Annotated in this window: 13 protein-coding genes; 6 read left to right on the top strand and 7 right to left on the bottom strand. The window is 60.3% G+C overall.

The window, feature by feature from the left end:
• Positions 1 to 18: 18 nt before the first annotated feature.
• From AC4HNJ_RS10065 to speA, 5 genes are all read right to left on the bottom strand, one after another.
• Positions 19 to 885: an NAD(P)-dependent oxidoreductase gene (locus tag AC4HNJ_RS10065; protein ID WP_490479426.1), complete on the bottom strand. Its 867-nt coding sequence runs from the start codon at positions 883 to 885 to the stop codon at positions 19 to 21.
• A gap of 18 nt (positions 886 to 903) precedes the next feature.
• On the bottom strand, positions 904 to 2094 hold the full coding sequence (locus AC4HNJ_RS10060; RefSeq protein ID WP_490479425.1) for a DUF3734 domain-containing protein: 1191 nt from the start codon (positions 2092 to 2094) through the stop codon (positions 904 to 906).
• Between the two features lie 14 nt (positions 2095 to 2108).
• Positions 2109 to 2858, bottom strand: coding sequence for an acetoacetate decarboxylase (locus tag AC4HNJ_RS10055; protein WP_490479424.1), 750 nt, complete (start codon positions 2856 to 2858; stop codon positions 2109 to 2111).
• A gap of 249 nt (positions 2859 to 3107) precedes the next feature.
• Positions 3108 to 3893, bottom strand: coding sequence for a 3-hydroxybutyrate dehydrogenase (locus AC4HNJ_RS10050; protein ID WP_490479423.1), 786 nt, complete (start codon positions 3891 to 3893; stop codon positions 3108 to 3110).
• 261 nt (positions 3894 to 4154) lie between these two features.
• Positions 4155 to 6044, bottom strand: coding sequence for a biosynthetic arginine decarboxylase (gene speA / locus AC4HNJ_RS10045; protein ID WP_490479422.1), 1890 nt, complete (start codon positions 6042 to 6044; stop codon positions 4155 to 4157).
• Between the two features lie 324 nt (positions 6045 to 6368).
• Between speA and speE the strand changes: the two genes are divergently transcribed.
• Entirely contained in the window at positions 6369 to 7220 is an 852-nt protein-coding gene (gene speE, locus AC4HNJ_RS10040; RefSeq protein WP_490479421.1) for a polyamine aminopropyltransferase, read from the top strand.
• A 114-nt stretch (positions 7221 to 7334) separates the two neighbouring features.
• Here the strand turns inward: speE and AC4HNJ_RS10035 are convergent, their stop codons facing one another.
• Positions 7335 to 7517, bottom strand: a complete 183-nt coding sequence (locus tag AC4HNJ_RS10035) for an antitermination protein NusB (RefSeq protein ID WP_490479447.1) — start codon at positions 7515 to 7517, stop codon at positions 7335 to 7337.
• Positions 7518 to 7699: 182 nt separating this feature from the next.
• Between AC4HNJ_RS10035 and AC4HNJ_RS10030 the strand changes: the two genes are divergently transcribed.
• The 5 genes from AC4HNJ_RS10030 (at position 7700) to AC4HNJ_RS10010 (ending at position 12635) form a co-directional block, all read left to right on the top strand.
• The gene (locus AC4HNJ_RS10030; protein ID WP_490479420.1) at positions 7700 to 8722 is read left to right on the top strand and encodes a hypothetical protein; all 1023 of its coding nucleotides are present in this window, start codon (positions 7700 to 7702) and stop codon (positions 8720 to 8722) included.
• Positions 8723 to 8846: 124 nt separating this feature from the next.
• Positions 8847 to 9479, top strand: coding sequence for a nucleotide-binding protein (locus AC4HNJ_RS10025; protein WP_490479419.1), 633 nt, complete (start codon positions 8847 to 8849; stop codon positions 9477 to 9479).
• A 29-nt stretch (positions 9480 to 9508) separates the two neighbouring features.
• Positions 9509 to 9982: a SixA phosphatase family protein gene (locus AC4HNJ_RS10020; protein ID WP_490479418.1), complete on the top strand. Its 474-nt coding sequence runs from the start codon at positions 9509 to 9511 to the stop codon at positions 9980 to 9982.
• Between the two features lie 17 nt (positions 9983 to 9999).
• Positions 10000 to 10578, top strand: a complete 579-nt coding sequence (locus tag AC4HNJ_RS10015; RefSeq protein ID WP_490479417.1) for a YceI family protein — start codon at positions 10000 to 10002, stop codon at positions 10576 to 10578.
• A gap of 167 nt (positions 10579 to 10745) precedes the next feature.
• Positions 10746 to 12635, top strand: a complete 1890-nt coding sequence (locus tag AC4HNJ_RS10010) for a phospholipase D-like domain-containing protein (protein ID WP_490479416.1) — start codon at positions 10746 to 10748, stop codon at positions 12633 to 12635.
• 294 nt (positions 12636 to 12929) lie between these two features.
• Here AC4HNJ_RS10010 and AC4HNJ_RS10005 read toward each other — a convergent pair whose 3' ends face one another.
• Entirely contained in the window at positions 12930 to 13385 is a 456-nt protein-coding gene (locus AC4HNJ_RS10005) for a GNAT family N-acetyltransferase (protein ID WP_490479415.1), read from the bottom strand.
• Between the last annotated feature and the right edge of the window lie 6 nt (positions 13386 to 13391).

Genomic DNA, 13391 nt, shown 5'->3' with positions numbered 1-13391 from the left:
TTTATTTTTCATCGCCGCTTACGCATGACGACGCTTGAGCCGGATCAACCCAGAAATATCGTCATCGCCATGCCCTTGCTGCATCAACTCGGCGTAGTCGGCCAACGATTGCTCGATCACCACGCGCGCCGTACCTGCTTTCTCTGCAATACCGCGCACGATGCCGAGGTCTTTGTGCAGCAGGGATAGCTTGAAGCCCACGCTAAACTCATCTTTCAACATGGTGGCGCCGCGCTTCTCGAGAAACCAATTACCCGCAGCGCCGGCGCCCAGTGTGGGAATCAGCCGCTCCGGATCGAGCCCCAGCGCCTCACCCAAGGCCAGCCCTTCGCACACTGCCTGGGCAATGCCTGCTACCAACACCTGGTTCACCGCCTTGGTCGCCTGTCCTGCGCCAATATCGCCCAGATGCGTAATGCGCAAAGCGTAGGCCTCGAGCACCGGCCGTACGCGCTCGAGCACCGCGGCATCTCCGCCAACCATGATCGAAAGCTTGCCGTTCTTGGCTCCCTCGACGCCACCCGATACAGGGGCATCCAGGAAATGAGCGCCCGCACTCTGCAGCCGCGCAGCTGCTTGCTTTGCCGTATCGGGGGAGACCGTGGAGTGATCGATCACGACGGCACCCGGCTTTACATGCAATGCCAGCGCATCAACCGTGCTCAACACATCGGCATCGGCCGTGACGCACAGCGCGATTACGTCGCACTGCTCGGCCAGCTCCGCTAGTGTTGCCGGCGCCGCCACGCCTAAGGCGTGCGCCAGCGCTTCCGCCTTGGCATGCGTGCGGTTTGCCACCGCCTGCAACAGGCCATGCTGCTTGAGATGTCCAGCCATGGGTTCGCCCATAGCGCCGAGGCCGATGAAAGCTGCCTTGAGAGTCATGCGTGGTCCTTTGAAACATCAATCGTGGTTGAGCGAACGGTGTACGTCGTGCGTCACGAACGGATCGTCCGGGCTCGGTGGGTCGAGCCAACGAGGGCGCGTCAGAGTGTGACGCATATCAGTCAGTCCGCTTTGCCAGTGCTCGTGCATGGTCACGGCGCTGAATTCGTAATCCTTATAGTGCCCTTCATAGGGTTTGTCGCGATAAATCAGGTGGATCAAATTGGTGAGCGCACCGTTGGCGTAGCGCTCGGCGCGCCGGAACGCCGGATCGCCGCGCTTTTCCTCCGGCACCAATGCCATCAGCTCATGCAGCAAGCGTTGCTGCTCACGGCTTTGATGCATGTACTCCGTCACCAGGCGCGTGCGGCTGGAAAACTGAATGTCCTTGGCGCGCTCGGCCACGCCCCCCATGTCGCGCGGCAGCGCGCCGGATGCGCTCCACAGATCCACCTGGAAAATCAGCGCATCGCGGTGCGGGCGTTCCGTCAGCACTTTGTATAGCGGCGTATTGGAAACCATGCCGCCGTCCCAGTAGTACTCCCCATCGATCTCGACGGCAGGGAACCCGGGTGGCAACGCACCTGAGGCCATGAAATGCTCCGGGCGCAGCTTTTCGTGACGATTGTCGAAATAAGCGAAGTTGCCGGTACGCACATTCACGGCACCAATCGATACCCGCAAATTACGCGCGTCGTTGATACGGTCGAAATCCGCCAACCGCTCCAGCGTTTGCCGCAACGGTGCCGTGTCATACCAACTCGCCGTTGCGGGCGTGGTGTGCCATTGCAGTACAGGGGGTGGTACGCGAGGCTGGAAAAACCCCGACTGCCCTTCCGTCAGGGCCTGCCACGCCGATAGCGTATTGATGCCTTCGCGAAACATCTGCGGCAGAGCTAACCCATCCGGCCAGGACAGCGGCGGCTTATGGGGCCACAACGCCGATTTGCAAATGGTCTCCCAGAATTCGGTCAGACGCTCGACACGTTGTTCGGGTGCATTGCCGGCGATGATGGCCGCGTTCAAGGCACCGATGGAAATTCCAGCGATCCAGTTCGGATGCAGCCCTGCTTCTGCCAGCGCCTGATACACGCCGGCCTGATAAGCACCGAGTGCTCCGCCACCCTGCAGAACCAGCGCGGTGACTTTATAGGCATCCTGCACAGGATGCCGTGCCGCCACCTTGGATGATGATGTGTTCGCAACCATGGCGATTCCTGTTCCTAAGCCTTCGCCTCGTCGAGATAGTCATAAACCACCGTTCCCAGATCGAGGGTGAGATCGGTGACGTAGTGCACGGCTGACTCCACTTTGAGAACCGGCAATTCCGCAACAGGCGCCAGGGCATGCGGATGCAGCTCCAGAGAGGCCGGCCCTGTCCAGGCACCTTTCAAGGTGACATTGCTCGTGTAATACCGCACCAGTTCGCAGATGCGTGGCGTGCCGTCGACGTGCGGAATGATTTTCAGCAAGTAATTGGGCGCCGCCAACCCCGCCATAATCGCCTCGCGATCGGCTTCCCGATGCTTGAAGCCCATGGTTGCCTTCGCCACGCGCACCTTGCCGTAATCGAGCGTGCCGACCAAGGTGTCGATTTCCGTCTCCAGCACGGGCGTAGCGAGTTTCTTAGGAAAGCCCCACAACTCCCGGCCACCCGCAATCGGCGGATGATCATTGAGGTACATCGCGTGCACATAGCCGCCACGCTCGCCGCGAAAGCTCACCGGGATCACTTGTCCGGATTCGGTGTAATCACCGAACCCCGTGGAATCGGGCATGCGGATGAATTCGTATTTCACCAGCGGCTCGGTGACCTCCAGCGGCTCCGGCACCACTTCGCGCAACGCATCCATGTCAGTGCGGTAAGTGATAACCAGAAACTCGCGATTGATGAAGCGATAAGGCCCTTTCGGAAAAGCAGGGCTGGTGAACGGCATGGCGAAAGCATTCGCTTTGATGTCGGCGATTTTCATGAGTACTCCCTTATGAGTAACAGTCACCTCGACACGTCTCTCCAGAGAAGTGGACGCTCTGCACAACGCACTTGTCAGTCATCATGCCCGCAAAAGCGGGCATCCCTTTTCAAGGCCTTACATCAGTGCTTATGAGCACATGGCCCTTGGCAACTCATGCGAGATGGATCCCTGCTTTCACAGAGATGACGGCTGATGACGGCTATGGCAGTTGACGCTCACACCCAGCGAGAGGTTGGTGTGCCGTGGCTACTGCATATACCAACCGTGGCTAACCACGATGCTCTGCCCGGTCAGCGCCGCACTTGGGAATGCCGCCAGGAACAGCGCCGTCTGCGCAATGTCCTCCACGGTGGTGAATACACCATCCACTGTGTCCTTGAGCATTACATTCTTAATGACGTCCGCTTCGCTGATACCCAGCTCCTTGGCCTGCTCGGGGATCTGCTTTTCCACCAGCGGAGTACGCACGAAGCCAGGGCAGATCACATGCGAGCGCACATTGTGTGCTGCCCCTTCCTTTGCCAGCGTACGTGCCAGGCCGAGCAGGCCATGCTTTGCCGTGACGTAGGCCGATTTCAGTTTGGATGCCTCATGCGAGTGCACTGAGCCCATGTAGATCACCGTGCCACCGCGATCGTCTTTGTACATGTGCTTGAGCGCCGCCTTGGTGGTGAGAAAGCCGCCGTCGAGATGGATAGCCAGCATCTTTTTCCAGTCTGCGAAGGCGAATTGCTCGATCGGATTAATGATCTGCACACCTGCATTGGAAATGAGGACGTCCAGAGTGCCGAACGCTTCGACGGTCTTGTCCGTCCCCGCGTTCACCGCTTCCTCGTTGGTGACATCCATGGCGATGCCGATGGCTTTGCCTCCGGCCGCGTTGATCTCCGCCGCTGCAGCGTCCGCTGCCTGCTGATTGATGTCGGCAATTGCCACCGCCGCACCGTTTTTCGCATAAAGCTCGGCGATAGCTTTGCCCAGGCCGCTAGCGGCGCCCGTGATCAATGCAACCTTGCCGTCGAGACTTGCCATGTGCCACTCCTTCAGATGAGGGGAAAGGGGGAGGGAGAGAATCCATCCGATGGTTCAAAAACAACCGGACAGCGGAGGTCCAGCATGACCTGCCGCAAATAGACCGCTCAGTACCTGATCCTTGTCGCCACATTCGGGCATGCACCAAACGCGACGCACCGAGAAAGCACGACAACGCACCTTCTCGGCGTCCTGCCTGGGCGACACGCGGATCCACCGCAGGATGTTTCGACAACCGCTCGAAACATCCGGGCCGCATGACTAGCGCACGCCCTCAGATAGATAGGTATAGCCCGTCAGGCCTTCATTCAACGTTATAAACAGGCTTTTCGCCTGCTCACCCGTCCATCCCGCTGCGGCAATGCGTTCGTGGTAGGTGTGGCGGAGCGCTTCCAGGTCATATCCGACATAGTCCAGCATCAGGTCGGTCGTGTCGCCCCGGCGCTTATGGGCGAATACATAATTGCCGCCTTCGACACGCACATTCACCGCATCGGTGTCACCGAACAGATTGTGGATATCGCCCAGCGTTTCCTGATACGCGCCGACCATGAAGATGCCTAGCCGGTAGGAGTCACCCTCCTTCAAGGCATGCAATGGCAGGCTGACATCCACGCCTTCCGCATCCACGTAATGGTCGATACGGCCATCCGAATCGCATGTCAGGTCGACCAGCACGCCGCGCCGCGTCGGCGCTTCGTTCAAGCGGGCAATGGGCGCGATCGGGAAGATCTGATCGATCGCCCACACATCCGGCACGGATTCAAATACCGAGAAATTGACAAAGTATTTGTCGACCAGCTTCTCATCGAGTTCGTCCAGGGCCTGGCGATGCGCGCGTTCGGACGGCAGCAGCCGTGCGCGCACAGCATTGGCGATGGCGTAGTACAGCTCGTCCAGCTGCGCGCGCGCAGTCAATGACAACTGGCCCAGCGCGTACAAGGTCTGGCCTTCCTGCACGTGATGTTGGGCTTCATGGAACAGTTCCAGCGGTGGGCGCGCGTCCAGTTCATCATAGACTTCGCGCAAGTGGCGAAGTACGGTGGGTTCGTCTTCTTCGGGTGGCGGCAGGCTCCCTGAGGGTACCGACTCCACCTCACTGACATTCACCACCATGACAGCGTGATGCGCCGTCATGGCACGTCCTGCTTCGGTGATGATGTGCGGCGCGCGAAGCCCTTCCGCGTCTACCGCCTCGGCCAACGACTGCACGATCGTCGCGGCATACTGCTCAAGTGAATAGTTGATGGAATTGTGGCTGCGGGAACGCGAACCTTCGTAGTCCACGCCAAGACCGCCACCGACGTCCACTATTTCCAGCGGCACGCCCATGCGCGTGAGCTCCACGAAATAACGCGTGGCTTCGCGCATGCCGTTGGCAATATCACGCACATTGGAAATCTGCGAGCCCATATGGAAATGTTGCAGCTTCAGCGTGTGCTTCAGGCCTGCCTCGTCCAATCGCGCCACCAGGCTCAACACCTGTGCCGGCGAAAGTCCGAACTTGCCTTTGTCACCGCCCGTGTTCTGCCATTTGCCGGCACCGATCGATGCCAGGCGTACGCGCACGCCAAGCAACGGTTCCACCTCTAGTGCCTTTGCTTCCGCGATCACGTGGTCGAGTTCGGAAAGCTTTTCGATCACGATATGGATGCGCAGCCCCAGCTTGCGCCCGATCAGCGCCAGGCGAATGTATTCGCGGTCTTTGTAGCCATTGCAGATAACGATCGAGCCGGGCCGCGCCATCGCCAGCACTGCCATCAATTCCGGCTTGGAACCTGCTTCCAGGCCGAAACCACTTTCCCCTGCAGCCACCAGCTCGGTCACCACCCCGCGCTGCTGATTCACCTTGATCGGATAGACGGCTGTATAGCCGCCTGCGTAATGCCATTCGCGAATGGCCTTATCGAACGCACCCTGCAAACGCGCCAGCCGATCCGCCAGGATGTCGGGAAAACGTACCAGCAATGGCAGGCGCAAGCCTTCCGCGCGTGCGCGCTCCACGATTTCGGGAAGCGAAAAACCTGGGCCTGTCGGGCCATGCGGGCAAATCACCATATCGCCCGCCTCGTTGATGTCGACGTAGCCGTCGCCCCAATAAGGCACGGCATACGTGTGTCGGGCGGCATCAGTATTCCAGGCATTCGCCATGTGACGGTATCTCCTAATACGGGTCATGAAGACCCCGGGGGGACGACGTCGTCGCAGCGGCGAGCCTTGACGAACACAAAGCCCGCCGGCCGGAAGCCTCGCACGCCGCGGGGCCGGGAGAGCCTGACGGGCCGCCGCACACGGCGACCCGGACGCTTATTGTAGCGTCGACCCAAGACAATTCGGGGTCAGCGAGGCCGGCCGTAGCTTTCGCGTGCCATAAAACGCGGCCCACACTCAGGAAACCCAGACCGATCCTCCCGGCAGCAACAGTTGCCGCTACAATCGCTTTCCTTTGACCACGTTCCACAGGATTTCTCTGTCATGTCGCAGCCCAGCTGGTTCACCGAAGCCCACCAGGCTTCCGGCTCCTCCATCGGTTATCGCGTTGAAAAGCTGCTGCATGCCGAGAAAACACCGTTCCAGACCATCGAGATCTACCAGACCACCGACTGGGGCAACCTGATGGTGATCGACGGCTGCGTAATGCTCACCAGCCGCGATAATTTCCTCTACCACGAAATGATGACGCACCCGGCGCTGTTCACCCATGCGCGCGCCAAGCGCGTAGTGATCATCGGTGGAGGCGATTGCGGCACGCTGCGTGAAGTACTCAAGCACGAAGAGGTGGAGCACGCCGCCCAGGTGGAAATCGACGAGCGCGTTACACGTCTCGCTGAGCAGTACTTCCCCGAGCTATGCGAATCGAACAACGATTCGCGCGCGGAGTTGCTGTTCATCGATGGCATCAAATACATGGCCGAGGCCGAACCGGAATCGCTGGACCTGATCATCGTCGACTCGACCGATCCGGTCGGACCGGCCGAAGGCCTGTTCAACGCGGCGTTCTATGCAAGCTGCTACAAAGCCTTGCGTCACGGCGGCATTCTCGTGCAGCAAAGCGAATCGCCACTGGCGCACCTTGAGCTGATCAAGTCCATGCGGGCAGCCATGCGCACTGCCGGCTTTAGCGCAGTGAAGACACTGCCGTTTCCGCAACCGTGCTATCCGACTGGCTGGTGGAGTTGCACGATGGCACGCAAAGGCGGCGATCTTTCCGGATTCCGCGAACGCGGCGCGCTGAGCAAGAACTTCACCACCCGCTACTACAATGCCGATGTGCACAAGGGCGCGCTGGCCACACCCGAATTCATGCGCGAAGCCCTCGGCGACTAAGCCATGCACGCCTAGCTCCTCTCTCCGCTTGCGGAGAGAGGATTCGGATCAGGGGCGATCGTGGAGAGGCTGCACCCATGCTCTCCACTGGAACCAGGAGGAAGTTCCAAGCCCTTAGAAAATCCGGCTACGCACCTTCGGCAATAAAACGATAGCGAGCGTGGCGAACGGACCAAACAGCACTGACAGCAAGAACCACAGCAAGCCGCTGCGATTTTTCCCCTGTGCCAGGCCGGCGTTGATCAAGGCCAACGTGCCCCATCCGACAAACCACGGGGCATGCCCTTCGGCCAGCATTGAAAACGACTCCACAGCTTTCTCCTGTGTACCGCAACGCGCAAGCGGCCATGCTACAAGAGCAGCGCATGACTTGCCTGAGTACGACTACCGCATCGCGAACGCGTGGGGCTCCTGTTCAGAACCACCTCAATGCCGGCCGGTTATGCTGGTCGCTTTATGACATCAACGGAACCTTTTCCATGCGTGGATGGCGCACTTTAGCCCTTGCTCTCGCCTGCGTATTCGGCACTACCGCCGTAGCCGCCCGCACTCATGCCGCAGCACCCAACGCTGCCAGGGCCGCCCAGGCGCGCCAAAAGGCTCTGATTTCCTTCCAAAGCGATCTGGTCAGCGTACTTGCTCCCAGCGCCGATCCGGATCGCCTGCTTGCCGCTGCGTTGCTAGCGCGCCCACTACCGAACCGGACCAAGCTAAACAGCTTCCATGCCCTGATCGAGCGCGCGACCCATAGCGACGGCGCCGGCCCTGCGGTTGCCTGGGCCGATCTGGCCGACTGCGACCTCAGCATCCATGCCTGTCCCAATGCCCATGCCCTGGCCCAATTAGTTGAGCAAGCGCCGGATAACGCCGCTGTGTGGTTGGTCAAGCTGAGCGTGGACGTCAACACCTTGAAGAACGACGACGCACGGCAGGACTTGGCCAAGGCAGCCGCTGCCCAGCTTTATGACGATTACAGCGGTGTCGCGATGAAAGTGCTGGCCAATGCTGTCAGTACCCTGCCGCCGCCCAGCGCTACGTTCGACCCGAACTCCGCGGCCGGCGCAAACGGTGTGCAGGCGCTGATCGCTTTCAGCACGGCCGCCGGCATGCCGCAGCCGGCCCTGCGCGATACCGCCACCTATTGCGAAGACCATGCATCCAAAGATGCATCGATCAAGGACGACTGCTTGAAGCTCGGGAAAATCCTGGAATGGGGATCCAGCCCGCTGGCTCGCTCGCTAGGCCTGCATCTGCGCGAGGTGCTCAACCCCGATCCCAATCAACAGCAGGACGCCCGGAACGCCCGGCGCAACCTGATCTGGCAAGTGCAAAACTTTGCCGAACTCTCGCTGCGCGCCGAAAACGACAGGGCGCGGTCGCAACATCTGCTCGCCCTGGCCCGCAATGGCGGCACGCAAATGAGCCTGGTCCTTGCGGCCCTGCACGATGACGGCATCCCTACGGACGCCCCTACCGACTGGCAGCCACACAAGGCGGAATGACCCGAGCGGGCGGCAAGGGTTGCGTGAAAAATGCCCCGCCGCTCCTCTTCATCAATCGCCCCTGTTTCCCAAACTCCCTTTCCCCCGCTACCCTTGGCCCACCTCACGCCACTAGGGGTAACCGATGCTTACGGTGCTGGTAGCAAGCAGCAAAGGCGGTTGCGGCAAGAGCACGTTGGTCACGCAACTGGCCGCACACTGGGCACAGGATGGCAAACGCACCGCCATTGTCGATGGTGATCCGCAAGGCTCCAGCTATCGCTGGGCGTCACTGCGGCCGGAAAACGTACCCGGTGTGCTCGCGCTAGAAGGCGGCCGGCGAGCACTGGATAAGGTGCCGGACGATACCGAGCGCGTATTGATCGACACACCGGCCGGCTCGCATGAAAAAGAACTTGAGCCCTACCTGGAGCGCGCCGATATCCTGCTAGTACCGGTGCTGCCATCCTCCTTCGACCTTCACGCTACGCTAGGTTTCCTCAGCCATCTGCGTGGCATCAATCGCATTAAACGCGGCAAACTGCCGGTCGCCCTGGTTGGCAACCGGCTCAAGCCATGGACACACGCCAGCCAGGATGCCATCGAGCAGCTGGCCGAGCAGTCGCCATTCCCAGTAGTGGCCCAACTACGCGATACCCAGGCCTATGTATTGCTGACCTCGCTAGGCAAGGGCATCTTCGATTATGGCTCCGAGCAAGTTCGCGGCCATCAACAAGACTGGACGCCCCTGCTGCGCTGGATCAAGCGCCAGCACTAGACGCATCGCACTGAAGAGAAACCATTTCCATGCACGAACTGATCCTGCTTCGACACGCCGAAGCCCAACCCGCCCCTCCCGGTGGCGAAGACGCGGTGCGTCGCCTCAGCGGCCGCGGCGAGCAAGAAGCCCGCGCGGCGGGCGCCTGGCTCAAGACTCATCACAAGCAGCCCGATCGCATCCTCTGCTCCCCTTCGGAGCGCACTTGCGCCACCGCCAACCTGGCGCTTTCCGCCCTCGGCGATGCGCCAGCCATGCAACTCGCTTCCGAGATCTACAACGCCACGCCGGGCGAGCTCCTTGCCTTGCTCGACCAGCACGGGGACGCCCATACCGTCATGCTGGTCGGCCACAATCCCGGCATTGAGCGCCTGGTAGCGTTGCTGGTTGAAGGTCGTTCGGATGAATTCCGTGGCATGCCGCCGGCCGGACTCGCCGTGCTTCATTTGGATGGCCCGCTGGAGCCGGGCAACGCACGACTGGATGCGTTCTGGTCGCCATGAACTATGGTTTACGCAGCATGCGTAAACCGGCAATCTGGTTCCTCGCGTCGTTGGTCTGCTTCTCGTGCTGCACGTTCGCGACAGGCTACCAACGCGAATACCGCATCGACCCGGACACCTCGCAAGCCATGTTCCGCGTCCGGCTGCTCTGGTTTGACAATATCAACGGCCATTTCACGCATGTCGACGGCGATGTACTGCCAGGTCCGCATCCGGACAGCTGGGTGGTCGACGCGACCATCCCTGTCAACAGCGTCGCCATGTCCTCAAGGCATCTGCGCCAATGGGTACTCGCGCCGGCTTTCTTCGATGCGCAACATCATCCGATCATTCATTTCGTTTCCAGCCCCATCGCGCAAGCCGAACTGGACCATGGCGGCAGCTTGACCGGGTATCTCACCATGCGCGGCGTCACTGCTCCCATCCGCTTTGCAGTCGCCCCCTTGCACTGCGAACGGCTGGCCGCGACACCATGCCAGATCAACCTGCACGGCAATCTCCAGCGCAGCACCTACGGCATGGACAGTGACCGTGTCGCACTCTCCGACAGCGTCGACCTGAACCTTAGCATCACCCTGCGACGCGAAGTTCGCTAAGTCACCGTTATGATGGGCTCGCTCGATGCCGCGTCCACGCAGGCATCGGTTTGCGCGCGGATCAGGAATGTGAAACGTATGTGGATACGTGAGCGGAACATCATTCAGGCAAGCAGCCCCATGACACAGCGGACCACTTGCTTCCTATGCACCTGAGCATCCCTCGTATGCGCTCGCGTTACAGCCTTTTCATCGTTTTGTCGCTGGCAGCCTTGCTGCAAGGCTGCGCGCTGAGCCGGGCACAGATACGGCATGCCGACAGCATCGTCGCCGCCAGCGTAGATCGCGATCCCAGCTGCGCGCGTGCCGATCATTGCGCCACGCCATCGCCACTGCTCGAGGCCGCTGACAAAGCCCTGGCCGACTCCACGCCTGATAAACCGGAACATGTCGTCACCCTGCTCAACGACAGCGAGGCGGCGCTCGCCGCACGCATCAACCTGATCCGCGCAGCACGGCATTCGATTGACGTGCAAACCTATATCTGGGACGAAGACGATGTTGGCCAGCTGATCCTCAATGAACTGATCAGCGCCGCACGACGCGGTGTCCAAGTACGCATCCTTGCCGACCAGCTGTTTTCGTTCGAAGACCCCAGCCTGCTTGAACGGATCACGCGTGTCAGTCCCAACTTTCACATCCGCCTGTACAACCCTACCTTCCATAACTCGCATACGCCACCATTGGAGTTCGCGGCGGGTGTCATTTGCTGCTTCATGAAGTTCAACCAGCGCATGCACAACAAGCTGATCCTGGTGGACGACAGCATCGGCATCACTGGCGGCCGCAATTATCAGGACCGCTACTTCAACTGGGACAACGATTTCGATTACGTCGATCGCGAAGTCATGGTTGGCGGCCCCGCCGCACGCGAGATGGCCGCCAGCTTCAACCTGTTCTGGCATCACAAACGCTCGGTACCGCTGACTCATCTGCGCGACGTCAACCGGCTGATTCTCCATGATCCTGATCCGCCACCGTGGCCGGCGCCGCATTACGCGTATCCTGCGCGTGTTGCGGAAGTGCAGGCCGAGGCCGAAGACCCGGACTGGCTCGCCAAACACATCCTGGACACCAGCCTGTACACCAGCAAGGTGGAGTACTTCAGCGACCGGCCGGCCAAGACCGAAGAACCGGATCGGCGCAGCGTGCAGGAGTTCACGGAGCACCTCATGCACCTGGTCAGCAGTGCAAAGCACGAGGTGATCCTGCAGACGCCTTACCTGGTCATGAGTCATCGCGCGGAGAAGATCTTCAAGCGACTTCATCATGAAGATCCACCGCCGCACATCATCGTATCCACCAATTCGCTGGCATCCACCGATGCTTTCGCGGTCTATGCGCTGTCTTACAAACACCGCAAGAGCTATCTCACCGACTACGGTTTCGATATCTACGAGATGAAGCCGCACGCCGAATTCGCCAACGCCGCCTACATGCAAGCCAATGTGATCGACGAAGACGATGGCGAGCCACTCACCCCTGGTGCATCGGGCACACGGCGGCGACGCTTTCCCGGCACCGACCGGCGCCCCGGACTGTTCGGCAGCAACGGTCGTCGCAACCGGCCGGCACCATTGATCAGCCCCGGCCGTCGGTTTGGCCTGCATGCCAAATCCCTGGTCATCGATGATCAGCTGGCCATGGTCGGCTCGCACAACTTCGACCCGCGCTCCGTCCACTACAACACCGAAGCCGGCGTGATCATTTACGACAAACGCTTCGCCGCCTTGTTGCGCGCATCCATCCTTGACGCCACCGAGCCACAAAACGCATGGGTCATTGCACCGCGCAAACCCACCATCCCTGTCCTGGGGAAAGTCAGCCAGGTTATCGGCGATCTCTCTGCCAAACTGCCTTTATTCGACATCTGGCCCTTCCGCTACGCCACCAGCTATCAGCTGAAACCCGATTGTCCGCCCATGGAACCAAACAATCCTGACTTCACCCGCTGCTATACCGCGGTGGGCGACTTCCCCGATGTCGCCGTCTCACCCAAGCTGATCTATACGCGGTTGATCACGGCGTTTGGGGCCGGTGTGCAAGGCGTGCTCTGAAGCTCAAGCATTCCATTCAAAACCCGGGAATAACTGCCCGGGAATAACTGTGATAGTCCGGCAATAAGCCACCCTTCCCGCGCAAGCGGGCGTCCTGGCACTGATAAGTAAACCTGGCGCGAGACTCGCGCCACCAGCATCTGCACATTCATACGCAACGTTTTGCGCCAGGCAAGCGTCTGCATCCACGTTCCTTCCTGTGTCGACGCTACGTCAGTTGAGCGCGTCGCCCACGTCGTAGATGCAAAGGCGTTTCTGGCAGCCGCTCACCCGAAAAGCCTCGCCGCATAAACCTCACTCAAGCATTTGCTCATACATGAAGTAATGGCATTGCTGCATGCCCAACTCCCGATACGTCTGCTGGGCACGATGGTTCTCCGTTTCCACATATAAGCGCAGCCCCACGGCGCCAGCCTGCTTCGCCCGCTGCGCCACATCGCCATACATTGCGCGAAATACACCACCACGACGTGCTTCCGGCGCGACATAAACGCTCTGGACCCACCAGAAATCGCCGTTGCGCCAATCGCTCCATTCGTATGTCACCAGCAGGCACCCCACAGGCGCCCCGTCACGCTCAGCCACCAGGTAAAACCCGCGACGTGGCTCATCGAATACGGCCGTCACGCCGTGCGCCAGCACCTGCGGATCCAGGTGCTTGTGTTCCGTTTCCCACGCCATCGCTGCGTTCCACGCAGCCACTGCTGCAATGTCGCCACGCTCAGCGGGGCGAATGATCAAGGTCGACACGTATCA

This window comes from Dyella sp. SYSU CM1112 (assembly GCF_058216415.1).
The sequence above is the reverse complement of the archived record's forward strand: the minus strand, read 5'-3'. Positions and strand labels throughout refer to the sequence as shown.

Coding starts and splice junctions, on each gene's coding strand:
- AC4HNJ_RS10025 (WP_490479419.1), top strand. CDS start 8,847: ATGCTTACGGTGCTGGTAGCAAGCAGCAAAGGCGGTTGCGGCAAGAGC.
- AC4HNJ_RS10010 (WP_490479416.1), top strand. CDS start 10,746: ATGCGCTCGCGTTACAGCCTTTTCATCGTTTTGTCGCTGGCAGCCTTG.
- AC4HNJ_RS10065 (WP_490479426.1), bottom strand. CDS start 885: ATGACTCTCAAGGCAGCTTTCATCGGCCTCGGCGCTATGGGCGAACCC.
- AC4HNJ_RS10030 (WP_490479420.1), top strand. CDS start 7,700: ATGCGTGGATGGCGCACTTTAGCCCTTGCTCTCGCCTGCGTATTCGGC.
- AC4HNJ_RS10015 (WP_490479417.1), top strand. CDS start 10,000: ATGCGTAAACCGGCAATCTGGTTCCTCGCGTCGTTGGTCTGCTTCTCG.
- speA (WP_490479422.1), bottom strand. CDS start 6,044: ATGGCGAATGCCTGGAATACTGATGCCGCCCGACACACGTATGCCGTG.
- AC4HNJ_RS10055 (WP_490479424.1), bottom strand. CDS start 2,858: ATGAAAATCGCCGACATCAAAGCGAATGCTTTCGCCATGCCGTTCACC.
- AC4HNJ_RS10060 (WP_490479425.1), bottom strand. CDS start 2,094: ATGGTTGCGAACACATCATCATCCAAGGTGGCGGCACGGCATCCTGTG.
- speE (WP_490479421.1), top strand. CDS start 6,369: ATGTCGCAGCCCAGCTGGTTCACCGAAGCCCACCAGGCTTCCGGCTCC.
- AC4HNJ_RS10050 (WP_490479423.1), bottom strand. CDS start 3,893: ATGGCAAGTCTCGACGGCAAGGTTGCATTGATCACGGGCGCCGCTAGC.
- AC4HNJ_RS10020 (WP_490479418.1), top strand. CDS start 9,509: ATGCACGAACTGATCCTGCTTCGACACGCCGAAGCCCAACCCGCCCCT.
- AC4HNJ_RS10035 (WP_490479447.1), bottom strand. CDS start 7,517: ATGCTGGCCGAAGGGCATGCCCCGTGGTTTGTCGGATGGGGCACGTTG.